The following is a 23043-nucleotide window of genomic DNA, read 5'->3' on the forward strand; positions in this document are numbered from 1 at the left end:
CGTGCGCGGCGTCCCGCGCACGGATCGTGCTCACTCGTCCGTGTGGTCCGGGAGGGCGGCCATCGCCTCGCCGAGGAGCTGTCCGGCGGTGTCGACGGCCCGTTCCAGCTCCTCGGGGGAGGCCGTCAGTCCGCCGAGGACGCCGTCGACGTCCGCCAGCCCCGCGCGGGCCAGGAGCCCCTTGTCGTTGGTCGTCCACTCCCCGCGCGCGGCCAGCACCGCGTGCGCCGTCTGCGTCGCGGCCAGGGCCACCGCCCCGGCGACCTGGGTGAGGGCGCCCCTGGGCGCGTGTCCGGTTCGCGCGTAGGCGAGCGTGGCGGTGGCCATGCCGTACCAGTGGTCACGCGCGGCCGGGCGCAGCCTGTGCGGATACGCCGTGGGCCGGGGCAGCTCGCCGCGCAGCACCCGGTTCACCGCGAGTTCCGCCACCACCAGGTAGCTCGGGATCCCGGCGAGGTGGAAGAGCAGCGGCTCGACCCGGAACCGGCCCGCCTCGGCCTCGGCCCACTCGTGTTCGACGACGGCGAGGTCCCGGTAGTGGACGTCGACACGGCGGCCGTCCACGGTCAGCCAGGCGCCGCCGTTGAAGACGCCGCCGCCCCACTCGCCGATCCCGGAGACCTGCCCCGGCCAGCCCACGGCGCGCAGATCGGCGGGGTCGAAGCCGTCGCGGTAGTAGACGGCGAGGTCCCAGTCGCTGTCGGGCCGGTGGGTGCCCTGGGCGCGGGAGCCGCCGAGGGCGACGGCCCGGACGCCGGGGAGGGCGGCGAGCCGGTCGGCGACGGTGTCGAGGAAGAGCTGGTCCGGGTCTTCCGCCCGTTCCGAATCTTCCGCCTGTTCCGGGCGTTCCATGCGGTGGTGCTCCCCTTGTCTCGCGTCTCGCTTTGTCTCGTGTCTCGTTGTCTCGCTCGTTGTCGCGCTCGGCTCTCATGGCGGGAAATTCGGGTGCGCCGGTGTGCGCGCGGCGCGCATCATCGGCGGGTTGTCCACCGTCCCAGGAGTCCCGTTGATACAGCGCGTCACATCCTCCGCCCTCTTCCCGCCGCCGACGTACTCCCACGCCTCCGTCGTCGAGGCGGGCACCAGGCTGGCCTTCCTCGCCGGGGCGGTGCCCCTCGACGCCGAGGGCGGACTCGTCGGGGCGGGCGATCCCGTGCGCCAGGCCGAACAGGTGATCGCCAATCTGTCCCGGCAGCTCCGGGACGTGGGCAGCGACCTGGCCCATGTCCTGGTGACCGATGTGTACGTCGTCAGCGCCGACCCGGCGGTGCTGAGCACCGTATGGGAGGTCGTCGAGGCGTCCGGACTGGCCACGGGCCCGCACTCGTCGACGCTGCTCGGCGTCGCCTGCCTGGGGTATCCGGGCCAGCTGGTGGAGATCACGGCGACGGCCGTCGTACCGGAGGCGCCGGAGAACGCACAGGAGGACATACAGGAGGAGGCGCCGGAGAACGCACAGGAGGAGGCGCCGGGCGCGGCGGAGCCCGTGGTACTGCGCCGGGCCGGTGCACCGGACGCCGCTGCCGTCGCCGACGTCTGGCTGCGGTCCTTCGCCGCCGCGCTGCCCACCGTCGTCCGGCCGCGCACCGACGACGAGGTGCGGGCGTACTTCCGGGACGTGGTGGTGCCCTCGCGGGAGACGTGGGTGGCCGACGACACCGGCGGGGACGGCGTCGTCGGCGTCATGGTGCTCGACGACGACGAGGTGTCCCAGCTCTACCTCGATCCGGCCTGGCGGGGGCGCGGGCTGGGCGACCGCTTCATCGCCCTGGCCAAGGAGCGCCGCCCGCGCGGGCTGGAGCTGTGGACGTTCCAGGTCAACGCGCCCGCGCACCGCTTCTACGAGCGGCACGGCTTCGTCGCCGCCGAGTACACCGACGGCAGCGGCAACGAGGAGCGCGAGCCGGACGTGCGGTACGTCTGGCGCCCCTGAGGGCGGGCGGCGGCACACCGGCAGGCGTCCGCGGGCAGCCGCCGCGGGGCCGGAGCGGCCGCGTCAGCCACGGGCGCCGTACCGGTCCGTGGCCGCGACCAGGACGTCCACCACCCCGGGGGCGCCCGCGTGGTGCCCGGCCCGGTCCACGAGCACCAGCTCGCTGTCCGGCCAGGCCCGCTCCAGGCGCCAGACGATGCCGAGGAGGTTGCCGAAATCGAGGCCGCCCTGGACGAGGGTGCCGGGGATGCCCGCCAGCAGGGGGGCGTCCCGCAGGACCACGCCCTCGTCGTTGTCCGGGCCGAGGAAGTGGTCGTTGCCGAAGTAGTGCGTGACGGTGCGGGCGAAGGCCATGCGGAACGCCGGGTCCTCGTAGCGGGGCACGGAACGCGGCGGGGCGGGGACGATCGCCGTCTCCCAGTCGGTCCAGGCCCGCGCCGCCCGCGCGCGCACCGCCGGGTCGGGCGATTCGAGCAGCCGGCTGTAGGCGGCGGCGAGGTTGCCGGTGCGGTCGGCGTCCTCGGGCAGTTCGGCGAGGAAGCGGGCGAAGGCGTCGGGGAAGAACCTGCCTAGTCCGTGGGTCAGCAGGGCCACCTCGGCGTTCGAACCGGTGGCGACCCCGGTGAGCACCAGCTCGGAGACCACCCCGGGGTGGGTCTGGGCGTACCGCAGTCCCAGGACCGAGCCCCAGGAGGCGCCCCACACCAGCCACCGCTCGATGCCCAGGTGCCGGCGCAGCAGTTCCAGGTCGGACAGGAGGTGCCGGGTGGTGTTGACGCTCATGTCGGTGTCGTGGGCGCTCGCGTGCGGCACGGAGCGCCCGCAGCCGCGCTGGTCGAGGAGCACGATCCGGTAGACGGCCGGATCGAAGTAGCGCCGGTGGCCGGGGGTGCAGCCGGAGCCGGGGCCGCCGTGCAGCACCAGCGCGGGCTTGCCGTCCGGGTTGCCGCAGGTCTCCCAGTAGACGTGGTTGCCGTCGCCGACGTCGAGCAGGCCGTGGTCGTACGGTTCGGTCTCCGGATAGAGGGGCATCGGCGCACCCTAGCCGGGGCGTGGCGGCGCCGTCCCCCGGTTTTCCGCCGCGCCTCCCGTGCCCGGGGCTGCTGTCCCGTCCTCGCCGCCCGCGCGGTCATTCCTCCGGCTTCGTCTCCAGCCCCGCCGCGTCCGCCGCCGTGCGCAGGACGTCACGGAGCATCGCCGGGGTGAGGCGGCCGGTGAAGGTGTTGCGCTGGCTGACGTGGAAGCAGCCGAAGAGGTCGAGGCCGGGGAGCGCCACCCGGGTGCCGTGCGCGAAGGCGGGGCGGGGCCGGGGCACCGTCCAGCCCGCCTCGGTGAACGCGGGCAGCGCGGCCTGCCAGCCGAACCCGCCGAGCACCACCACCGCCCGCAGGGTGGGCCGCAGCAGGTGCAGTTCCTGGACCAGCCAGGGCCGGCAGGTGTCCCGCTCGCCGGGGGTCGGCTTGTTGGCGGGCGGGGCGCAGTGCACCGGCGAGGTGATGCGCACGCCGTACAGTTCCAGGCCGTCGTCGGCACGGACGGCGGTGGGCCGGGAGGCCAGGCCCACGTCGTACAGCGCCCGGTACAGGACGTCGCCGGAACGGTCCCCGGTGAACATGCGGCCGGTGCGGTTGGCGCCGTGCGCGGCCGGGGCGAGTCCGACGATCAGCAGCCGTGCGTCCGGGGGGCCGAAGCCCGGTACGGGGCGGCCCCAGTACGTCCAGTCGGCGAAGGCGGCCCGTTTGGTCTCGGCCACCTCCTCGCGCCAGGCCACCAGGCGCGGGCAGGCCCGGCAGCGGGTGATGCGCCGGTCGAGAGCGTCGAGACTGCTGCTGTCCATGCCTCCACCGTAAATACCTCCGGAGCCGGCGGGTCCGGGCGGCTAAGGTCGGGTCCATGGCTTCGGGAGACGACATGGACCGCGACCAGGACAGGGGCGCCCCGGGCGGGGACGGCGAGCGCCGGGGCGGCGCGGACGGGCAGGGGCACGAGGACGGCGCCGCCGCGGGGACGGCCGCCGTCGATCCCCGGGTCGCCGCCGCCGTGGCCGCCGCTGCGGCGGCCGGTCCGGGCGCGGGCGAGACCGTGCGGATCGACAGCTGGATCTGGGCCGTCCGCCTGGTCAAGACCCGCTCCGTCGGCGCCACCGCCTGCCGGGGCGGCCATGTGCGGGTGAACGGCGAGCGGGTCAAGCCCGCGCACTCCGTCCGCGTCGGTGACGAGGTGCGGCTGCGCGGCGAGGGCCGGGAGCGGATCGTCGTGGTCACCCGGCTGATCCGCAAGCGGGTCGGCGCGCCCGTGGCCGTCCAGTGCTACGTCGACAACTCCCCGCCGCCCCCGCCCCGGGAGGCCGTCGCGCCCGCCGGGGTGCGCGACCGCGGGGCCGGGCGGCCGACCAAGCGCGACCGCCGGGAGCTGGAACGGCTGCGCGACATGGGCACCCTGGACGGTCCGAGCGGTCCGCAGGGCCGTCCGCGGAGCCACTGACCACCCCACCGCCCCGCCACCCCACCGACACACCGTCACGGCCGTCACGCTCCCGGAGCCGCCGTGCGCCTCGACCCGGCGTACTCCTCGCCCGCCGTACTCCTCGCGCCGCCGCGCCGCCGCCGCGCCGAGAGTACGTTGGCAGGGAGAAGTGGTGAGCGGCGATGCGTACGGGCAGTGAACCGACGACCGCGCGCAGTGCTCTGCGGGCGCGGTTCTGGCTGAGCGTGTGGGGGCTGGCCTGGGCGATGTTCGGCGTGGCCGTGTTCGTGCTGGTCGGGCGGCCGGGGTGGGCGGCGGCCTGTGGTGTGCTGTGGCTGGTGATCGCGGTCGACTTCGCGGTCATCGTCCGTCATCTGCGTCAGGGTCCGCACTACCAGCCGGGCCGTGACGTCCCCCCGTACCGGCCGCCCGACTGAGGGCGCCACACCCACGGAACCAACCGGCCCGGTCAGGTGTCGAACTTGGCCCGTTGCAGGTACTCCGGGTTGGGGTCCAGCGCGGCGGCCAGCCGGAAGTGGCGCTTGGCCTGGTCGGGCCGGCCCTGCCGCTCGTAGGTCCGGGCGAGCGCGAAGTGCGCGTACGCGTTGTCCGGCTCCCGCTCCAGGACGATGGTGAACTCCAGCTCGGCCGGTCTCAGTTGCGCGGCGGCGAAGAAGGCGCGGGCGCGCAGCAGCCGGGCGGCCGTGTTCTCGGGATGCGCGGCGATGACGCCGTCGAGCAGCTTCACCGCGCCTTGTGGGTCCCGCGCGGCGAGCAGGTGTTCGGCGGCGCGGAAGTCGATGACATGCGTCTCCGGAGTACGTCCGGGGGAACCGCTGGTCTCGGGCACGGCTGAGTCCTTCCCTTGCTGGAAGGGTCCAACGCCCCGACCGGGCAACCGTATTCCGGCGGTCGCGGCCCGCGCCGGGGCGCGCGGGCTACTCCCGGTCGCCGGCCGGTGCGGTGTGCGCCCTGCCGGCCAGTCGCGTCCAGACCTCGCGCACCCGTTCGCGCAGCCGGTCCAGCGGTACGTCGTTGTCGATGACGATGTCGGCGATCTCCAGGCGCTGTTCGCGCGTCGCCTGCGCGGCCATGCGCGCGCGTGCGTCCTCCTCGGTCATGCCACGCAGCCGTACGAGCCGGTCGAGCTGGGTCTCGGGGCGGGCGTCGACGACGATCACGAGGTCGTAGAGGGGGGCCAGGCCGTTCTCGGTGAGGAGCGGGACGTCGTGGACGACGACGGCGTCCTCGGCGGCGGCCTCCTCCAGTTCGCGTGAACGGGCCCCCACCAGGGGGTGCACGATCGCGTTGAGGACCGCGAGCCGCTCCGGGTCGGCGAAGACCACGGCGCCCAGCCGGGGGCGGTCCAGGCTGCCGTCGGCGGCGAGCACCTCGGGGCCGAAGGCGTCGGCCACGGCGGCCAGTCCCGGTGTGCCCGGGGCGACCACCTCGCGCGCGATGCGGTCGGCGTCGATCAGCACCGCCCCGCACTCCACGAGCAGCCGTGACACCTCGCTCTTACCGGCTCCGATGCCCCCGGTCAGGCCCACCTTCAGCATGGCGGCAGCTTAGGGCCTGGCGCGGGCGGCGCGGGCGCCGGGCCCGGCGGGGGCGGTCAGTTCTCGCCCTCCCGTTCGGCCAGGAACCGTTCGAACTCCCGGCCGATCTCGTCCGCCGAGGGGATCTCCACGGGCTCGGCGAGCATGTTGCCGCGGGTCTCCGCTCCGGCGGCCGCGTCGTACTGGTGCTCAAGGCCCTGAACCAGGGAGGTCAGCTCCTCGTCGCCCTCGCGGATCTGCCGGTCGATCTCGGTCTGGGTGCGGTGGGCGTCGTTGCGCAGGGAGTGGGCGAGGCCCGGCAGCACCAGGCCGGTGGCGGCCGTGATGGCCTCCAGCACGGTCAGAGCCGCGTCCGGGTACGGCGAGCGGGCGATGTAGTGCGGTACGTGCGCGGCGACGCCCAGGACGTCGTGCCCGGCCTCCATGAGCCGGTACTCCAGCAGGGCGGCGGCGCTGCCGGGCACCTCGGCCTCCTCGAAGGGGCTGCGGTGGCCGGGGACGAGGTCGCTGCGGTTGCCGTGCGGGGTCAGGCCGACCGGGCGGGTGTGCGGGACGCCCATGGGGATGCCGTGGAAGGACACGGCGAGGCGTACGCCCAGCCGCTCCACGATCTCCCGTACGGCCGCCGCGAAACGCTCCCACTCGACGTCCGGCTCGGGCCCGGACAGCAGCAGGAACGGCGCGCCGGTGGCGTCCTGGACGAGGCGCACCTCGATGGAGGGCTCCTCGTACGCGCTCCAGCGGTCGCGCTTGAAGGTCAGCAGCGGCCGGCGGGCGCGGTAGTCCACGAGCCGGTCGTGGTCGAAGCGGGCCACGACCTGGTGGGGCAGGGAGTCGAGCAGCCCGCCGGCGATCAGGTCGCCGGTCTCCCCCGCATCGATGTAGCCGTCGAAGTGGTAGAGCATGACCAGGCCGGCCGACTCCTGCGCGAGCGCCATGTCGACGACCGCCAGGCCCTTCGGCTCCCATGTGTACAAACCCTGCGGATCAAGCACTGTGATCGCCCCTCCTCGTGTTCATCGGTTCACAACGAGGAGCGGGGCGCGGGCATTCCCCGCTGCCGCGTGCCGTCGCGCGGCTCCCGGCCCGCCACACCGACACTCTTGACGCGCTCATGCCTCTCTCTTACGGTCCCGGAGCGGTCCCATGGTTCATGTGGCCGCCCTCGGTTCAGGTACGCGAACCCGCACCGCCCGCACCCGCCAGTCTTCGTGACCACAGGAAGGCTCCCCCATGCGCAGACGTTCCCGCACGTCGCTCACCTCCCTGCTCACCGTCACCGCGGCCCTCGCCGCCCCGCTCCTGGGCGCCCCGGACGCGCGGGCGGCCGCCCCGGTGGTCGAGGTCTCCACCGCGGCCCAGCTCAAGGCGGCGCTGTCCGCGGCGGCCCCGGGCGACACGATCCACCTCGCCGACGGCACGTACACCGGCAACTTCAAGGCCACCCGGGCGGCCACCTCCGGCGCCCGCATCACCCTGACCGGCTCGGCCGGGGCCGTGCTCACCGCGGGCGGCGGCTACGGACTGCACCTGAACGGCGCGTCGTACTGGACGGTCAGCGGGCTGACCGTCACCGGCGGCCAGAAGGGAATCATGATCGACGCCGCGCGGGGCGTGATCGTGGACGGTGTGACCGTGCACGACCTCGACATGGAGGGCGTCCACTTCCGTGACTCCAGCACGGACGGCGTCATCCGGAACTCCCGGATCTACGACACCGGGCACGACGGCCGGGGCATGGGCGAGGGCGTCTACGTCGGCACCGCCAACACGCTCTCGGACCGCAGCGACAACATCCAGATCCTGGGCAACACCATCGGGCCCGGTGTCGGAGGCGAGAACGTCGACATCAAGGAGGGCACCACCGGCGCCCGGATCGTCGGGAACACGTTCGACGGCAGCGGACTCACCGGAGCCAACTACGACGACTCCTGGGTCGATGTGAAGGGCAACGGCGTCCTGGTCCAGGACAACACCGGCACCCGCACCACGAACGACGGCTACCAGACCCACACCCAGCAGTCCGGCTGGGGCTGCGGCACGGTGTTCCGTGGCAACAAGTCGACTCTGACGGGTGCGACCGGCCCGACCCGGCTGGCCGTCGACGTGACCGGCCGGAGCACGAGCTGTCCGACCACCGTCTACGACAGCAACACGGTGACCGGCGGGAAGGGCCTGACGAACATCGAGGTGACGCCGACGCCGTGAGGACGAGCACCGCCGGGCACCGGCCGGTCCCGCGCGCACACAAGGCCGCGGCCCGTACCCCCACACAGGGGGTACGGGCCGCGGTCGTGCACTTACTGCGGGCGCCTGACGGCGAGCGGTCAGCTCTGGCCGCCGGCCAGCTTCTCGCGCAGGGCCGCCAGGGCCTCGTCCGAAGCCAGCGCACCGGAGGTGTCGCCGCCCTCGGAGGAGTACGAACCGCCACCACCGGACGCGGCCGGAGCCCCACCCGCGGTGTCGCCACCCTCGGCAGCGGCCTTCTCGTCCGCCTCGCGGGACTTGATGACCTGCGCCTGGTGCTGCTCGAAGCGCGTCTGCGCCTCGGCGTACTGGCGCTCCCACTCCTCGCGCTGCTTCTCGTAGCCCTCGAGCCAGTCGTTGGTCTCGGGGTCGAAGCCCTCGGGGTAGATGTAGTTGCCCTGGTCGTCGTAGGACGCGGCCATGCCGTACAGGGTCGGGTCGAACTCGACCGCCGACGGGTCGGCACCGAAGGACTCGTTGGCCTGCTTCAGCGAGAGGCTGATGCGACGGCGCTCGAGGTCGATGTCGATGACCTTGACGAAGATCTCGTCGTTGACCTGGACGACCTGCTCCGGGATCTCCACGTGGCGCTCGGCCAGCTCGGAGATGTGGACCAGACCCTCGATGCCCTCGTCCACGCGGACGAACGCACCGAACGGCACCAGCTTCGTGACCTTGCCGGGCACGACCTGGCCGATCTGGTGGGTGCGGGCGAACTGCTGCCACGGGTCTTCCTGGGTCGCCTTCAGCGACAGGGAGACGCGCTCGCGGTCCATGTCGACGTCGAGGACCTCGACCGTGACCTCCTGGCCGACCTCGACGACCTCGGAGGGGTGGTCGATGTGCTTCCAGGACAGCTCGGAGACGTGGACCAGACCGTCGACGCCACCCAGGTCCACGAAGGCACCGAAGTTGACGATCGAGGAGACCACGCCGGAGCGGACCTGACCCTTCTGGAGGGTCGTGAGGAACGTCTGGCGGACCTCGGACTGGGTCTGCTCCAGCCAGGCACGGCGGGACAGGACCACGTTGTTGCGGTTCTTGTCCAGCTCGATGATCTTCGCCTCGAGCTCCTTGCCCACGTAGGGCTGGAGGTCGCGGACACGGCGCATCTCGACCAGGGAGGCCGGGAGGAAGCCGCGGAGGCCGATGTCGAGGATGAGACCACCCTTGACGACCTCGATGACGGTACCGGTGACGATGCCGTCCTCTTCCTTGATCTTCTCGATGGTGCCCCAGGCACGCTCGTACTGGGCGCGCTTCTTCGAGAGGATCAGGCGGCCTTCCTTGTCCTCCTTCTGAAGGACAAGGGCCTCGATCTCGTCACCGACGGCGACGACCTCGTTCGGGTCGACGTCGTGCTTGATCGAGAGCTCGCGGCTCGGGATGACACCTTCGGTCTTGTAACCGATGTCGAGCAGGACCTCGTCCCGGTCGACCTTCACGATGACGCCGTCGACGATGTCGCCGTCGTTGAAGTACTTGATCGTCTCGTCGATCGCGGCGAGGAATGCTTCCTCGTTACCGATGTCGTTGACCGCTACCTGCGGGGTGGTGGCGGTGGTCTCGGTGCTGCTCGTCATGTGGGAAAGGGCTCCGGTACGGACATTGAAGTCGTAGGTACTGCTTACGCCGGGAGCCCGTTTCGCTCTGCAGAAGCCGGACAGCCAAGGAAGCGCCACACAAAACCGCTGGTGGCGCCTCGAGAACCGAGGGGACATACAACAGATGCGAGCGCAGCCTGCTCCGTCTGAGGCGCGCAGGCCCGCAGCGCAACTTGTAGCATACGGGGGCAGCCGGGCAGGGTCAATGCGCGAAGCCGCACACCCGGGGCGAACACCGCATTCCCGGCGCAGGAACCGTCCTCCGGGGCCCTACCGGCACCGGAACGCCCCCGGCGGCGCGCGCCACGGGGGCGCACGGAAGAGCCCGCAGACTAGTACGAGGGAGCCGATCATCCAAGAGTCCGAACTGTGCGAGCCCGAGGCCACCCGACGCGCGGCCGGTGTCGCCGAGAGCGCCCGCGCCAACCGCGGCTGGTGGGACCGGAACGCCGACGAGTACCAGGTCGAGCACGGCACGTTCCTCGGCGACGAGCGCTTCGTGTGGTGTCCCGAGGGCCTGGACGAGGTGGAGGCGGAACTCCTCGGTCCGCCCGAGGACCTGAAGGGCAAGGACGTCCTGGAGATCGGCGCCGGCGCGGCCCAGTGCTCGCGCTGGCTGGCCGGGCAGGGCGCGCGTCCGGTCGCCCTCGACCTCTCCCACCGCCAGCTCCAGCACGCGCTGCGCATCGGCGGACCGTTCCCCCTGGTGTGCGCGGACGCCGCCGTGCTCCCCTTCGCGGACGGTTCGTTCGACCTGGCCTGCTCGGCGTACGGGGCGCTGCCCTTCGTCGCCGACCCGCGGCTGGTGCTGCGGGAGGTGCGCCGGGTGCTGCGACCGGGCGGGCGGTTCGTCTTCTCGGTGACGCACCCCGTCCGGTGGGCGTTCGCCGACGAGCCCGGCCCGGAGGGTCTGTCGGTGTCCGCCTCCTACTTCGACCGCACGCCCTACGTGGAGCAGGACGAGGAGGGCGGCGCGGTCTACGTCGAGCACCACCGCACCCTGGGCGACCGGGTCCGCGACGTGGTCGCGTCCGGGTTCCGCCTGGTGGACCTGGTCGAACCGGAGTGGCCCGACTGGAACACCTCCGAGTGGGGCGGCTGGTCTCCGCTGCGCGGACACCTCATCCCGGGGACGGCGATCTTCGTCTGCGAGCGGGACTGACGCCGGCCCGGACACGGACCGCGATTCCCGTCCGCCCTCCACGCGCGCGTGGAGGGCGTTCCCGTACCCGTACGACACTGGGGGCGTGATCCGTGACGACGCCCTGGCCGCGCTCCCCGTGCGCGCGGCCCTCCCCGCCCTGAACGACGCGCTCGACGGGCACGGCAGTGCCGTCCTGGTGGCCCCGCCCGGCACCGGCAAGACCACGCTGGTGCCGCTCGCCCTGGCCGGGCTGACCGGCGGGGGTCCGGCCCGGCGGGTGGTCGTGGCCGAGCCGCGGCGGATCGCGGCGCGCGCCGCGGCCCGGCGGATGGCCTGGCTGCTGGGCGAACGGCCCGGCGGGAGCGTCGGCCACACCGTCCGCGGGGAACGCGTCGTCGGGCCGCGCACGCGCGTGGAGGTCGTCACCACCGGTGTGCTGCTCCAGCGCCTCCAGCGCGACCAGGAGCTGGCCGGTGTGGACGCGGTGGTCCTCGACGAGTGCCACGAGCGGCATCTGGACGCGGACACGGCCGCGGCGTTCCTGTGCGACGTACGGGAGGCGCTGCGGCCGGAGCTGCGGCTCGTGGCCGCGTCGGCGACCACGGACGCCGAGGGCTGGGCGCGGCTGCTGGGCGGGGCGCCGGTGGTCGAGGCGGCCGGTGTGTCGTACCCGGTGGAGGTGGTGTGGGCGCCGCCCGCGCGCCCGGTGCGGCCGCCGCACGGCATGCGGGTGGATCCCGCGCTGCTCGCGCACGTGGGGTCGGTGGTGCGGCGGGCGCTGGCCGAGCGGACCGGTGACGTGCTGTGCTTCCTGCCGGGCGCGGGCGAGCTCGCCCGGGTCGCGGGCGCGCTGAAGGACCTGGACGGCACGGATGTGCTCCAGGTGCACGGACGGGCCCCGGCGGCCGTGCAGGACGCGGTGCTGGCACCCGGGACGCGGCGCCGGGTGGTGCTCGCCACGTCGGTCGCGGAGTCCTCGCTGACGGTGCCCGGCGTCAGGGTCGTGGTGGACGCGGGGCTCGCCCGGGAGCCTCGGGTCGACCACGCGCGCGGGCTGAGCGCGCTGACGACCGTACGGGCCTCGCAGGCGGCCGGACGGCAGCGGACGGGCCGGGCCGGACGGGAGGCGCCGGGCACGGTGTACCGGTGCTGGACCGAGGCCGAGGACGGCCGCCTGCCGCGGTTCCCGGCGCCGGAGATCAAGGTGGCCGACCTCACCGCGTTCGCCCTTCAGGCGGCCTGCTGGGGCGACCCGGACGCCTCCGGGCTCGCCCTGCTCGATCCGCCGCCCGCCGGGGCGATGGCGGCGGCGCGGGAGGTGCTGGCCGCCGTGGGCGCGGTCGGTCCGGACGGGCGCGCCACGGAGCGCGGTGCGCGGCTGGCCCGGCTCGGCGTGCATCCCCGGCTCGGACGGGCCCTGCTCGACGCGGGCGCCGGTGACGCGGCGGAGCGGGCCGCGGAGGTGGTCGCGCTGCTCAGCGAGGAGGTGCCCCGGGAGTACGGCGACGATCTCGCGGCCGCGCTGCGCGCCGCCCGGCGCGGCGGCGACCCGTACGCGGGGCGGTGGCGCACGGAGGTGCGGCGGCTGCGGGCCGCGGCGAAGGGGTCCGCGGCGCCCGCCCCGGAAGGACGCGCGGCGGAGTCCTCCGGCGGGCGCCGGGAGGAGGACGTGGCCGGGCTGGTCGCCGCGCTGGCCTTCCCCGAGCGGGTGGCGCGGCTGGACGGCGGTTCGTACCTGATGGTCTCCGGCACCCGGGCGGAGCCGGCCGAGGGGTCCGCGCTGCGCGGGTCGCCGTGGCTCGCCGTCGCGGTCGCCGACCGGCCGCTGGGCCGGGGGCACGCGCGCGTGCAGCTCGCCGCGGCCGTCGACGAGGACATCGCCCGGCGTGCGGCCGGGGCGCTGCACGAGGAGCGGGAGGAGGTCGGCTGGGCCGGCGGGGACGTCGTCGCGCGGCGGGTCGAACGGCTGGGTGCGGTGGAGCTGAGGGCACGGCCCCTCACCGACCCCGCTCCCGCGCTCGTGCGCGAGGCGCTGCTCCAGGGACTGCGTCAGGAGGGCTGGGGGCTGCTGCGCTGGTCGCCGGGGGCCGAGGCGCTGCGGCGGCGGCTCGCCTTCCTGCACCGGCGGCTCGGCGCGCCCTGGCCCGATGTGGGCGACGACGCCCTGCACGCGCGCGTGGAGGAGTGGCTGGAGCCGGAACTCGGCCGTGCCCGCCGCCGCGCGGACCTCGCGCGGATCGACGCCGGGCAGGGGCTGTCCCGGCTGCTGCCGTGGGCCTCGGGGGAGGCGGCCCGCCTCGACGAACTGGCCCCGGAGCGGATCACCGTGCCCAGCGGGTCGGCCGTCCGGGTCGACTACGGCGATCCCGAGCGGCCGGTGCTCGCGGTGAAGCTCCAGGAGATGTTCGGGCTGGACACCTCGCCCGCCGTGGCCGGGATGCCGGTCCTCGTGCACCTGCTCTCCCCCGCCGGCCGTCCCGTCGCCGTCACCGCCGACCTCGCGTCCTTCTGGCGGGACGGCTACAAGGGCGTACGGGCTCAGCTGCGCGGGCGGTACCCGAAGCACCCCTGGCCCGAGGACCCGGCGATCGCCGAGCCGACCCGGCACACCAACGCCCGGCTGCGGCGCTGACCCGCCGGCCGGTCCCGGGCCGCACGCGCCGGGGCGCCCCGCTCCCGCGCCGGTGCGGGAGGGGGGCGCCCCGGTGATGTGCCGGTGCCGCCGCGCGGCCTACGAGCCGGTGGACGGGGATGCCGACGGGGACCCGGACGGTGACGGGGACGTGGACGGGGACCCGGACGGGTCCGGTGACGGTTCGGCGGTGCCGTCCGCCGCGACCTTCAGCTCCACGGTCAGGGTCGCGCCACCGGTGGTGGTGATGCGGAGCAGGAAGGTGCCGGTGGTGTCGTCCGCGTACAGCTCGGGCAGCTTGAGCAGGCCCTTGTCGTCGGTCCTGAGGTCCGTCAGGGTGCGTACGGGCTTGTCGTCGTCGCCCTTGAAGTAGGGGCCCTTGTCGTTCTCGGTGCCGTCCTCGGCGGACTTGACCAGGGTGGCGGTGGCCGCGACCCGGTCCGCGACGGCGCCCTTGTAGGTGGCCTTGACCTCGATCTGGTCGGCGAAGGTGCCGCCGGGCGTGCAGAGCAGCGGCGTGTCGCCGGTGCGGACGAGCTTGTCGGCGGCGCGCGCGGTGACCGTGGCCTTGTACTGGACGGCGGAGACCGTGCGGCCCACGAGCAGGGCCTGCACGGTGAAGGAGCCCGTCTTCTCACCGGCCTGGAGCGCCGGTGCGACGGCCGTACCGGAGGCGTCGGTGACGATGGTGGCGACCTTCTCGCCCCCCGCGAAGGCGGCGTCGGTGTCACCGTCGATCACGAACCGGATCCTGACCTTGGCGACCGCCTTGCCGGCCTTGGTCTCGGCGCGGGCGCTGATCCTCCGCGCGAAGGCGTCGCCGGCCCTCGCCGTCAGCTCGCCCGTGCCCGCGTCCTTCAGGTGGTCCACGGTGTCGGTGGGCGTGGAGGGCTTGGTGGGGGGCGTCGGAGGCTTGGTGGGCGGCTCGGTCGGGGAGCCGCCGCCCGGCTTGCCCGGCTTGCTCGGCTTGGCAGGCTTGCCCGGGGTGCTCGGCCTGCCCGGCTCGGCCGGTGTGCCCGGCTTGCCGGACTTCCCGGGGCCGGTCGTCGGCACGGTCGGCTGCCAGGGGTTCGTGGGCGACGTCCCGGGGGTGCCGCCGCCGCTGCTGTGGCTCGGCAGCTGGCCGGTGCCGTCCGGCACGGAGTGGGTGCCCTTGCGGTAGTACTCCAGCCAGGACAGGACGGTGTTCAGGTACTCCTGCGAGTGGTTGTAGCTGAGGATCGCGCTGTTCAGGTCCGCCTGGTCCGACAGGTCCCAGTCGTTGCGGCACAGGTAGTGCGCGGTGGCCAGGGCGGCGTCGTAGATGTTGTTGGGGTCCTTCTTGCCGTCACCGTTGCCGTCCCGGCCCGCCCACTTCCAGGTGGAGGGGATGAACTGCATGGGGCCGACCGCGCGGTCATAGGTGCTGTCGCCGTCGTAGGCGCCGTGGTCGGTGTCGCTGATGTGCGCGAAACCGCTGCCGTCGAGGACGGGGCCGAGGATCGGGGTGAGCGTCGTGCCCTGGGCGTCCACCTGGCCGCCGCGGGCCTGGCCGGACTCGACCCGGCCGATCGCGGCGAGCAGTTGCCAGGGCAGGTTGCAGCCCGGCTTGGCGGTCCGCAGCTCGGACTCGGCCTTCTTGTAGGCGTCGAGCACGGTGGCGGGTATGCCCGCCTCGGCCGGGCCGCCGGCGGCGGGGGTGCCGCTCCCCGTGCCGGTGCCGGTGACGGGCTCGGGGCTCTTCAGCGGCGGCAGGTCCGTGTAGTACTGCGTGTCACCGGTCGCGGTGTCCCCGGCGCCCGCGGCGGTGTCGGGGGCGGAGGACGCACCGGCCGCCGTCTGTCTGCCGTCGTCGCCGGCCGTCACACCGGGAGCCTCCGAAGCGGAGAGCGCCGCGACCGCGACCGCGGCCACAGCCGTGGTCGCCGCCCCTTTGTACAGCCTCCTGCCGAAATGCGCCGCCATGGAGTGAACCCCTCCCGTGAACGCCCGAGCGTCCCTCTGTTCCTGTGTGTTCGCCCTGTTGTGACGGTTGACCCGCGGTACTGGTTGCCCTTGTGGAGCCTTCCGAATGCACGACCCAGGTGACCCTACGACAACTTCCTTTGTGTCGGGAGCGGTTCGTGCCCGGTTTGCTCCGGTTGGCCACCTTCGGCCGCACGAGGACGCGGAACCGAGGTGTCCGGTTCTCTCTCCCGCATACTGGGCGTATCGGTCGTCCGGGTCGTCCGGCCCGGTCAACACGCCTTGTGGGGGGTTCCGTTGCCGTTCACTCTGAGCCACGCGGCCGCCGTGCTGCCCGCCGTGCGCGGGGACGGCACGGGCCGGTGGCGGCTGGTGCCGGTGGTGCTCTTCGCGGGTTCCTTCGCACCGGACGCGACCTTCTACGCGGCGAACGCGCTGCCCGGCGATGGGATTCGGCACCTTCACCCACTCCCTGCCCGGCGTCGTGACGGTGGACGTGCCGACGGCCTGGCTCCTGGCCTGGCTGTGGCTCATGGCCCGCGAACCCCTGGTGGCGCTGCTCCCCCGGAGCGTCCAGGGGCGGCCCGCGGCACTGCTGCGGTGCGGTGCTCCACGCGCGCGCGTGGAGCCCTCCTCGGTGGCGCGCTGGTACCTCTCCGCGGCCGCGGGCGCGCTGACCCATGTGGTCTGGGACGCCTTCACCCACCATGACCGGTGGGGTGTACGGGTGCTCCCGGTGCTGGACCACCGGATCGGGGGCGCGCCGGGCTACCGCTGCCTCCAGTACGGCGGCTCGGTGGTGGCGGCGGTCGCGATCACCGGTTTCGTCGTCCACGCGCTGCGGCGGGCGGTGGCCGTCGAGCCGGCCGGGGCCGGGGTTCCGGTGCTGCCGGCCCGGGACCGGTGGTGGGGCCCGGCCCTGATCGGCGGCTGCGCGGCGGCCGGGACGGTGCAACGGGTCGCCCGCTCGTGGGCCGCGGACGGGAGGGGCGGGGGCGGGGGCCTGTTCGACCTGATCCCCACCGTGTGCTTCGGCGCGGGCGCCGGGCTGGTGGTGGGGGTGACGGCGTACGCGGTGGTGGTGCGGGTGCGCCACCGGCACAGGGGTGGCGCGGGGGGCGAGCGTGTCGGGAGCGGGGGCGTCGGGAGCGGGGGCGTCGGAAGCAAGGAGGGTGGGGACGCCGGTCGGCCGGATCCGGGTGCGGGAGGCGACGACGGGCGTCGGCGGGACGGCGGCCTACGGGTTCGGTGAGGCGGCGGGCCTCCGGCCTCCGGGGGGGCCGGGCCCTCCCTGGTTCCGGTCCCGGTCCGGGTCCCGTCCCCGGCGGTCTCCGCCGCTCGCGGCCCACCGACGACCGGCCCGGACCGGTCCGGACCAGTTCGGTTCGGTTCCGTTCCGTTCCGTTCCGTTCGGTTCCGTTCGGTTCGGCTATCGGTCGCGGTGGCCGGACCACCGGTCGCGCTGGGCGGACTACCGGTCGCGGCGGCCCGGACCGTTGCGGCGGCCCTGGTGATCCTGAGGGGACGGGTGGCCCGTCCGATCGGGCCGGTCCGTGCGAGCCGGGCGGTCCGGGCGGTCCCTGCGGTTCTTCCGGTCCCGGCGGTCGGGGCGGTCGGATCGTTCCGGACGCTCCGGACGCTCCGGGCGCTCCGGACGCTCCGGACGCTCCGGGTGGGTCTCGCGTGGTGCCGGGCCGCTCGGGCGGCGGGGCACGGCCGGGGAGGCCGCGACGAAGACGGTCACGGTGCGGGTGGGGACCGGGCGCGGCACCCGGGCGAGCAGGAGCGCCGCGTAGCCGCGCGTCAGATCGGCCCACAGCCGCCAGGGAAGCCGCGCGCCGGGGGTGAACCGGCGGCGCGCGTCCCGCGCGGCCCGACGGAGGGTGACCGCGAGGTCGGTCGGGACGCGGGCGGTGCTCGCGGTCGACGCGAGGGCCGGAACCGGCGGGGGCGACGCGGCCGGGGCCGCGCCGACGGCTGTCTGGGATACCGCCGGCCGGTGGTTGAGCATGCGTATACCCATGCCCAGATCCTGTCGGGCGGGGCGTGCCGCTGCGTCTTCGCGGGGGCCACGTGAGTGATGTACACGCAGTCGCCGCAGGTCCGGGCCCCTCCGGTCGAGCCGGCGGCCCGGTGGTGCACACGGACGGGTCCGGCGGACGGCACAGGAAGCCGGGCGCCGGACCCGTCCCGGCCGGGCCGTGCGCGGCGCCCGGCGGCCGTCAGTGCGCCGCCGACTCCCAGTCCGGTCCCACGCCCACCGAGACGTCCAGGGGCGCCCTGAGCCGGACCGCGCCGGCCATCTCGCGGCGGACGATCTCCTCCACGGCCGCGCGCTCGCCGGGGGCGATCTCCAGCACGATCTCGTCGTGGACCTGGAGAAGCATCCGGGACCTCAGCTCGGCCTCGGCCAGCGCCCGGTCCACGTTGAGCATGGCGATCTTGACGATGTCGGCCGCCGTGCCCTGGATCGGCGCGTTGAGGGCCATCCGCTCGGCCATCTCGCGGCGCTGGCGGTTGTCGCTGTTGAGGTCGGGGAGGTAGCGGCGGCGGCCGAACAGGGTCTCGGTGTAGCCGGTCGCGCGGGCCTCGTCCACCACCCGGTGCAGATAGTCCCGCACGCCGCCGAACCGCTCGAAGTAGGCGTCCATCAGGGCGCGGGCCTCGCCCGCCTCGATGTTCAGCTGCTGGGAGAGGCCGAAGGCCGACAGGCCGTACGCCAGGCCGTAGGACATGGCCTTGATCTTGCGGCGCATCTCCGCGTCCACCGCCGAGCGCTCGACGGCGAAGACCTGCGAGGCCGCGGTGGTGTGCAGGTCCTCACCGGAGGTGAACGCCTCGATCAGGCCCGCGTCCTCGGACAGATGGGCCATGACGCGCAGCTCGATCTGGCTGTAGTCGGCGGTCATCAGCGACTCGAAGCCCTCGCCGACCACGAAGCCGCGGCGGATGGCCCGGCCCTCGTCGGTGCGCACCGGGATGTTCTGGAGGTTCGGGTCGGTCGAGGAGAGGCGGCCGGTCGCGGCGACCGTCTGGTTGAAGGTGGTGTGGATGCGGCCGTCGGCGGCGATGGTCTTGATCAGGCCCTCGACGGTCACCCGGAGCTTGGCCTGCTCGCGGTGGCGGAGCATGATCACCGGCAGCTCGTTGTCCGTCTGGCCGGCCAGCCAGGCCAGGGCGTCGGCGTCGGTGGTGTAGCCCGTCTTGGTCTTCTTGGTCTTCGGCAGGGCCAGCTCGCCGAAGAGGACCTCCTGGAGCTGCTTGGGCGAGCCGAGGTTGAACTCGTGCCCGGCCGCCGCGTGCGCCTCCTTCACGGCCTGCTGCACCGCCCCGGCGAAGGTCTGCTCCATCGCCTCCAGATGGGTGCGGTCGGCGGCGATGCCGTGCCGCTCCATGCGGGCGAGCAGCGCGGAGGTGGGCAGCTCCATGTCGCGCAGCAGGTCCGCGGCGCCGACCTCCTGGAGGCGGTCCCCGAAGGCGGTGCCGAGGTCGAGGACGGCGCGCGCCTGGATCATCAGGGCCTCGGCCTCGGCGGCGTCGTCCGCGCCGAAGGCGAGCTGGCCGTCGGCCGCCGCGGCCGGTGCCAGCTCGCGGTGCAGGTACTCCAGGGACAGCGCGTCCAGGTCGAAGGAGCGGCGTCCCGGCTTCACCAGATAGGCGGCGAGCGCGGTGTCCATGGCGACGCCCGCGACGCTCCAGCCGTGCTCGGCGAAGACCCGCATGGCGCCCTTGGCGTTGTGGAACACCTTGGTCCGGCCGGCGTCGGCCAGCCAGCCGGCGAACGCCTGCTCGTCGGCCTCGTCGAGCTGCGTCGGGTCGAACCAGGCGGCGGCCCCGCCGCCGGCGGCCAGCGCGACCTCGGCCACCGAGCCGGTGCCCAGCGCCCAGGTGTCGACCGTGGCGACGCCCAGGGTCCGGCCGCCGTGCTCGGCGAGCCAGCCGGCCAGCTCGCCGGTGCCCAGCACCGCGCCGTCCAGCTCCACGCCCTCCGTCGCGACCGGCGTGGTCTCGGCCTCCTCGGCGCCGGGGTCGACGGCGAAGAGCCGCTCGCGCAGCGACGGGTTGCGGATCTCCAGGGTGTCCAGGACCATCGCGACGGCCTTGCGGTCGTACGCGGCCCTGGCCAGCTCGGCGACGCGCTTCGGCAGCTCGACGCCGCGCTCCAGCTCGGTGAGGCGGCGGTTGAGCTTGACGGCCTCCAGGTGGTCGCGCAGATTCTGCCCGGCCTTGCCCTTGACCTCCTCGACGCGCTCGACCAGCTCGGCGAACGAACCGAACTGGTTGATCCACTTCGCGGCCGTCTTCTCGCCCACGCCCGGGATGCCCGGCAGGTTGTCCGACGGGTCGCCGCGCAGCGCCGCGAAGTCGGGGTACTGGGCGGGCGTCAACCCGTACTTCTCGAAGACCTTCTCCGGGGTGAACCGGGTCAGCTCGGAGACGCCCTTGGTGGGGTAGAGCACGGTGGTGTGCTCGGAGACCAGTTGGAAGGAGTCGCGGTCGCCGGTGACGATCAGCACGTCGAAGCCCTCGGCCTCGGCCTGGGTGGCGAGGGTGGCGATGATGTCGTCCGCTTCGAACCCCTCGACGGCGAAGCGGGAGGCGTGCATCGCGTCGAGCAGCTCGCCGATCAGCTCCACCTGCCCCTTGAACTCGTCGGGGGTCTTGGAGCGGTTCGCCTTGTACTCCGTGAACTCCTCGGAGCGCCAGGTCTTGCGGGAGACGTCGAACGCCACCGCGAAGTGCGTGGGCGCCTCGTCACGCAGGGTGTTGGCCAGCATCGACGCGAAGCCGTAGATCGCGTTCGTCGGCTGGCCCGTCGCGGTGGTGAAGTTCTCCGCGGGCAGCGCGAAGAACGCGCGGTAGGCCAGCGAGTGCCCGTCCATGAGCATCAGCCGCGGACGGGTGCCGCCGGAGTCGGTCTCGGTCTTCTTCGATGCTGTCTCTGCCACGTCCCCGATCCTGCCACGTGCCACTGACAGCCGGACGCCACCCGCGCTGTGCCCGGCCGCCAGGCCCCCGGCGTCCCCGGACCGTCCCCGGGCGCCTGCCCCCGGCCCTCGGTCCGCGCTCCTCCCCGGCAGGCGGCATTGTCACCGCCTCGTGCGAGGATCGGAGACGGTCCGGTGCGGGGCCCGGGATACGCATCTCGCGGTACCGGCCGGGCAAGGCAGCACAGGCAGCACAGGCAGCACCCACGCAGTCGCCAGTCGAAGGAGAGCGTCCGATGGCCACCAAGCCGCCCAAGGGTGATCCGGTCCAGGACGCGCCGCAGGTGGACGGGCCCGAGCACGCGGCGGCGGGACTGCCCGCCGTCCGGCACTCGCTGCGCATGGCCCGGCAGCAGATGGGGGTCAAGCGCACCGCGCTGACCCTGCTGCGGGTCAACCAGAAGGACGGCTTCGACTGTCCGGGCTGCGCCTGGCCCGAGCCGGAGCACCGGCACACGGCGGAGTTCTGCGAGAACGGCGCGAAGGCGGTCGCCGAGGAGGCGACCCTGCGCCGGGTCACCCCGGAGTTCTTCGCCGCGCACCCCGTGTCGGACCTGGCCGGCCGCAGCGGCTACTGGCTGGGGCAGCAGGGGCGGCTGACCCACCCCATGTATCTGCCGGAGGGCGCCGACCACTACGAGCCGGTCACCTGGGAGCGCGCCTTCGGCATCGTCGCCGAGGAGATCGCCGCGCTCTCCTCCCCCGACGAGGCCGTCTTCTACACCTCCGGCCGCACCAGCAACGAAGCCGCGTTCCTCTACCAGCTGTTCGCGCGGGAGCTGGGCACCAACAATCTCCCCGACTGCTCGAACATGTGCCACGAGTCGTCCGGTTCGGCCCTGTCGGAGACGATCGGCGTCGGCAAGGGCAGCGTCCTGCTGGAGGACCTCCACCAGGCCGATCTGATCATCGTGGCCGGCCAGAACCCGGGGACGAACCACCCGCGGATGCTCTCCGCGCTGGAGAAGGCCAAGGCGAACGGCGCGAAGATCATCAGCGTCAATCCGCTGCCCGAGGCCGGCCTGGAGCGCTTCAAGAACCCGCAGACGCCGAAGGGCCTGGCCACCGGTGCCGCGCTCACCGATCTGTTCCTCCAGATCCGCATCGGCGGCGACCAGGCCCTCTTCCGCCTCCTCAACCGGCTGATCCTTCAGACCCCGGGCGCCGTGGACGAGCTGTTCGTCCGCGAGCACACACACGGCTACGAGGAGTTCGCGGCCGCCGCCCGCGCCGCCGACTGGGACCGGACGCTCGCCGCGACCGGCCTCACCCGCGCGGAGATCGAGCGCGCCCTGGACATGGTGCTCGCCTCCCGGCGCGTCATCGTGTGCTGGGCGATGGGCCTGACCCAGCACAAGCACTCGGTGCCGACCATCCGCGAGGTGGTCAACTTCCTGCTGCTGCGCGGCAACATCGGGCGCACGGGCGCGGGCGTGTGCCCGGTGCGCGGCCACTCCAATGTGCAGGGCGACCGCACGATGGGCATCTTCGAGCGTCCCGCCCCGGCCTTCCTCGACGCCCTGGAGAAGGAGTTCGGCTTCGCCCCGCCGCGCGAGCACGGCTACGACGTCGTCCGGGCGATCCGCGCCCTGCGCGACGGCGAGGCGAAGGTGTTCTTCGCCATGGGCGGCAACTTCGTCTCCGCCTCGCCCGACACCGAGGTCACCGAGGCGGCCATGCGCCGGGCCCGGCTGACCGTGCACGTGTCGACCAAGCTCAACCGCTCGCACGTCGTCACGGGCGCGCGCGCCCTGATCCTGCCCACGCTCGGCCGCACCGAGCGCGATGTGCAGGGCGGTGGCGAGCAGTTCGTCACGGTCGAGGACTCGATGGGCATGGTGCACGCCTCCCGGGGCCGGCTGGCGCCCGCGAGCCCGCTGCTGCTGTCGGAGCCGGCCATCGTGTCCCGGCTGGCCCGCCGGGTGCTGGGCGAGGACAGCGTGGTGCCGTGGGAGGAGTTCGAGCGGGACTACGGCGCGATCCGCGACCGGATCGCACGGGTGGTCCCCGGCTTCGAGGACTTCAACGCGCGCGTGGCCCGCCCCGGCGGCTTCGCGCTGCCGCACGCCCCGCGCGACGAGCGCCGCTTCCCGACCGCGACCGGCAAGGCCAACTTCACAGCAGCCCCGGTGGAGTTCCCCGAGCTGCCCGAGGGGCGGCTGCTGCTCCAGACGCTGCGCTCGCACGACCAGTACAACACCACGATCTACGGCCTGGACGACCGCTACCGGGGCGTCCGGAACGGCCGGCGGGTGGTGCTCGTCCACCCCGAGGACGCGCGGCGGCTCGGGGTGGCCGACGGCTCGTACGTCGATCTGGTCGGCGAGTGGAAGGACGGTGTGGAACGGCGGGCGAGCGGCTTCCGGGTGGTGCACTACCCGACCGCGCGCGGCTGCGCGGCCTCGTACTACCCGGAGACGAACGTCCTGGTGCCCCTGGATGCCACCGCGGACACCAGCAACACCCCGGCCAGCAAGTCCGTCGTGGTGCGTCTGGAACAATCGGCGACCGACTGAGCGTCCGCTC

17 protein-coding genes and 2 pseudogenes are annotated in these 23043 nt (G+C 73.8%); 9 read left to right on the top strand and 10 right to left on the bottom strand.

From position 1 onward, the window contains the following. Positions 1-30: 30 nt before the first annotated feature. Positions 31-852 carry a nucleotidyltransferase domain-containing protein gene (locus tag R4Z62_RS07505; RefSeq protein WP_491519385.1) on the bottom strand — a complete coding sequence of 274 codons (822 nt, stop codon included), beginning with the start codon at positions 850-852 and terminating at the stop codon, positions 31-33. On the opposite strand from R4Z62_RS07505, the pseudogene R4Z62_RS07510 reads away from it, so the two are divergent. Further along, positions 851-1339, top strand: a pseudogene (locus tag R4Z62_RS07510) (RidA family protein); the annotation flags it as partial. The gene R4Z62_RS07505 and the pseudogene R4Z62_RS07510 overlap by 2 nt on opposite strands. 90 nt (positions 1340-1429) lie before the next feature. Then, the gene (locus R4Z62_RS07515; protein WP_064537300.1) at positions 1430-1933 is read left to right on the top strand and encodes a GNAT family N-acetyltransferase; all 504 of its coding nucleotides are present in this window, start codon (positions 1430-1432) and stop codon (positions 1931-1933) included. Between the two features lie 63 nt (positions 1934-1996). On the opposite strand, the gene pip is transcribed toward R4Z62_RS07515, so the two are convergent. Then, entirely contained in the window at positions 1997-2965 is a 969-nt protein-coding gene (pip, locus tag R4Z62_RS07520) for a prolyl aminopeptidase (RefSeq protein WP_382846051.1), read from the bottom strand. Positions 2966-3062: 97 nt separating this feature from the next. Next, on the bottom strand, positions 3063-3770 hold the full coding sequence (locus R4Z62_RS07525) for a uracil-DNA glycosylase (protein WP_064532378.1): 708 nt from the start codon (positions 3768-3770) through the stop codon (positions 3063-3065). A 56-nt stretch (positions 3771-3826) separates the two neighbouring features. Here R4Z62_RS07525 and R4Z62_RS07530 point away from each other — a divergent pair, with 56 nt between their 5' ends. After that, positions 3827-4417, top strand: a complete 591-nt coding sequence (locus R4Z62_RS07530) for an RNA-binding S4 domain-containing protein (protein ID WP_355480841.1) — start codon at positions 3827-3829, stop codon at positions 4415-4417. Positions 4418-4581: 164 nt separating this feature from the next. Beyond that, positions 4582-4836 (top strand): DUF6343 family protein, encoded by a 255-nt coding sequence (locus R4Z62_RS07535; protein WP_385498475.1) that lies wholly within the window; start codon positions 4582-4584, stop codon positions 4834-4836. A gap of 32 nt (positions 4837-4868) precedes the next feature. Here the strand turns inward: R4Z62_RS07535 and R4Z62_RS07540 are convergent, their stop codons facing one another. From R4Z62_RS07540 to R4Z62_RS07550, 3 genes are all read right to left on the bottom strand, one after another. Further along, positions 4869-5249 carry a tetratricopeptide repeat protein gene (locus R4Z62_RS07540; RefSeq protein WP_064532384.1) on the bottom strand — a complete coding sequence of 127 codons (381 nt, stop codon included), beginning with the start codon at positions 5247-5249 and terminating at the stop codon, positions 4869-4871. Between the two features lie 88 nt (positions 5250-5337). Beyond that, a complete protein-coding gene (gene coaE / locus R4Z62_RS07545) occupies positions 5338-5958 on the bottom strand; it encodes a dephospho-CoA kinase (protein WP_491519386.1) in 621 nt (206 codons plus the stop codon). 56 nt (positions 5959-6014) lie between these two features. Next, positions 6015-6953 carry a PAC2 family protein gene (locus R4Z62_RS07550; RefSeq protein ID WP_026252497.1) on the bottom strand — a complete coding sequence of 313 codons (939 nt, stop codon included), beginning with the start codon at positions 6951-6953 and terminating at the stop codon, positions 6015-6017. Between the two features lie 238 nt (positions 6954-7191). On the opposite strand from R4Z62_RS07550, the gene R4Z62_RS07555 reads away from it, so the two are divergent. Continuing rightward, a complete protein-coding gene (locus R4Z62_RS07555; protein WP_491519387.1) occupies positions 7192-8166 on the top strand; it encodes a right-handed parallel beta-helix repeat-containing protein in 975 nt (324 codons plus the stop codon). A 119-nt stretch (positions 8167-8285) separates the two neighbouring features. On the opposite strand, the gene rpsA is transcribed toward R4Z62_RS07555, so the two are convergent. Beyond that, positions 8286-9788 (bottom strand): 30S ribosomal protein S1, encoded by a 1503-nt coding sequence (gene rpsA, locus R4Z62_RS07560; RefSeq protein ID WP_018567566.1) that lies wholly within the window; start codon positions 9786-9788, stop codon positions 8286-8288. 226 nt (positions 9789-10014) lie between these two features. Between rpsA and R4Z62_RS07565 the strand changes: the two genes are divergently transcribed. Both R4Z62_RS07565 and hrpB read left to right on the top strand, forming a co-directional pair. Next, positions 10015-10971, top strand: a complete 957-nt coding sequence (locus R4Z62_RS07565; RefSeq protein WP_491519388.1) for a class I SAM-dependent methyltransferase — start codon at positions 10015-10017, stop codon at positions 10969-10971. An 85-nt stretch (positions 10972-11056) separates the two neighbouring features. Then, complete coding sequence (hrpB, locus tag R4Z62_RS07570) at positions 11057-13585, top strand: ATP-dependent helicase HrpB (protein ID WP_491519389.1); 2529 nt, start codon at positions 11057-11059, stop codon at positions 13583-13585. A gap of 99 nt (positions 13586-13684) precedes the next feature. Here the strand turns inward: hrpB and R4Z62_RS07575 are convergent, their stop codons facing one another. Then, a complete protein-coding gene (locus R4Z62_RS07575; protein WP_491519390.1) occupies positions 13685-15529 on the bottom strand; it encodes a lytic transglycosylase domain-containing protein in 1845 nt (614 codons plus the stop codon). A gap of 297 nt (positions 15530-15826) precedes the next feature. Here R4Z62_RS07575 and R4Z62_RS07580 point away from each other — a divergent pair. Next, positions 15827-16781, top strand: a pseudogene (locus R4Z62_RS07580) (DUF4184 family protein). Positions 16782-17000: 219 nt separating this feature from the next. Here R4Z62_RS07580 and R4Z62_RS07585 read toward each other — a convergent pair. Both R4Z62_RS07585 and polA read right to left on the bottom strand, forming a co-directional pair. After that, the gene (locus R4Z62_RS07585) at positions 17001-17552 is read right to left on the bottom strand and encodes a hypothetical protein (protein ID WP_491519391.1); all 552 of its coding nucleotides are present in this window, start codon (positions 17550-17552) and stop codon (positions 17001-17003) included. 199 nt (positions 17553-17751) lie between these two features. After that, entirely contained in the window at positions 17752-20478 is a 2727-nt protein-coding gene (polA, locus tag R4Z62_RS07590; RefSeq protein ID WP_491519392.1) for a DNA polymerase I, read from the bottom strand. Between the two features lie 275 nt (positions 20479-20753). On the opposite strand from polA, the gene R4Z62_RS07595 reads away from it, so the two are divergent. Further along, positions 20754-23033 carry an FdhF/YdeP family oxidoreductase gene (locus R4Z62_RS07595; RefSeq protein WP_491519393.1) on the top strand — a complete coding sequence of 760 codons (2280 nt, stop codon included), beginning with the start codon at positions 20754-20756 and terminating at the stop codon, positions 23031-23033. The last annotated feature ends 10 nt before the right edge of the window (positions 23034-23043 follow it).

Source organism: Streptomyces sp. PL-25, from assembly GCF_058344915.1.

What these genes read in the sequence shown, in the direction of transcription:
- R4Z62_RS07575 (WP_491519390.1), bottom strand. Translation starts at nt 15,529, where the DNA reads ATGGCGGCGCATTTCGGCAGGAGGCTGTACAAAGGGGCGGCGACCACG.
- R4Z62_RS07585 (WP_491519391.1), bottom strand. Translation starts at nt 17,552, where the DNA reads ATGGGTATACGCATGCTCAACCACCGGCCGGCGGTATCCCAGACAGCC.
- R4Z62_RS07525 (WP_064532378.1), bottom strand. Translation starts at nt 3,770, where the DNA reads ATGGACAGCAGCAGTCTCGACGCTCTCGACCGGCGCATCACCCGCTGC.
- R4Z62_RS07565 (WP_491519388.1), top strand. Translation starts at nt 10,015, where the DNA reads ATGCGCGAAGCCGCACACCCGGGGCGAACACCGCATTCCCGGCGCAGG.
- R4Z62_RS07555 (WP_491519387.1), top strand. Translation starts at nt 7,192, where the DNA reads ATGCGCAGACGTTCCCGCACGTCGCTCACCTCCCTGCTCACCGTCACC.
- pip (WP_382846051.1), bottom strand. Translation starts at nt 2,965, where the DNA reads ATGCCCCTCTATCCGGAGACCGAACCGTACGACCACGGCCTGCTCGAC.
- R4Z62_RS07595 (WP_491519393.1), top strand. Translation starts at nt 20,754, where the DNA reads ATGGCCACCAAGCCGCCCAAGGGTGATCCGGTCCAGGACGCGCCGCAG.
- R4Z62_RS07505 (WP_491519385.1), bottom strand. Translation starts at nt 852, where the DNA reads ATGGAACGCCCGGAACAGGCGGAAGATTCGGAACGGGCGGAAGACCCG.
- rpsA (WP_018567566.1), bottom strand. Translation starts at nt 9,788, where the DNA reads ATGACGAGCAGCACCGAGACCACCGCCACCACCCCGCAGGTAGCGGTC.
- R4Z62_RS07530 (WP_355480841.1), top strand. Translation starts at nt 3,827, where the DNA reads ATGGCTTCGGGAGACGACATGGACCGCGACCAGGACAGGGGCGCCCCG.
- R4Z62_RS07535 (WP_385498475.1), top strand. Translation starts at nt 4,582, where the DNA reads ATGCGTACGGGCAGTGAACCGACGACCGCGCGCAGTGCTCTGCGGGCG.
- coaE (WP_491519386.1), bottom strand. Translation starts at nt 5,958, where the DNA reads ATGCTGAAGGTGGGCCTGACCGGGGGCATCGGAGCCGGTAAGAGCGAG.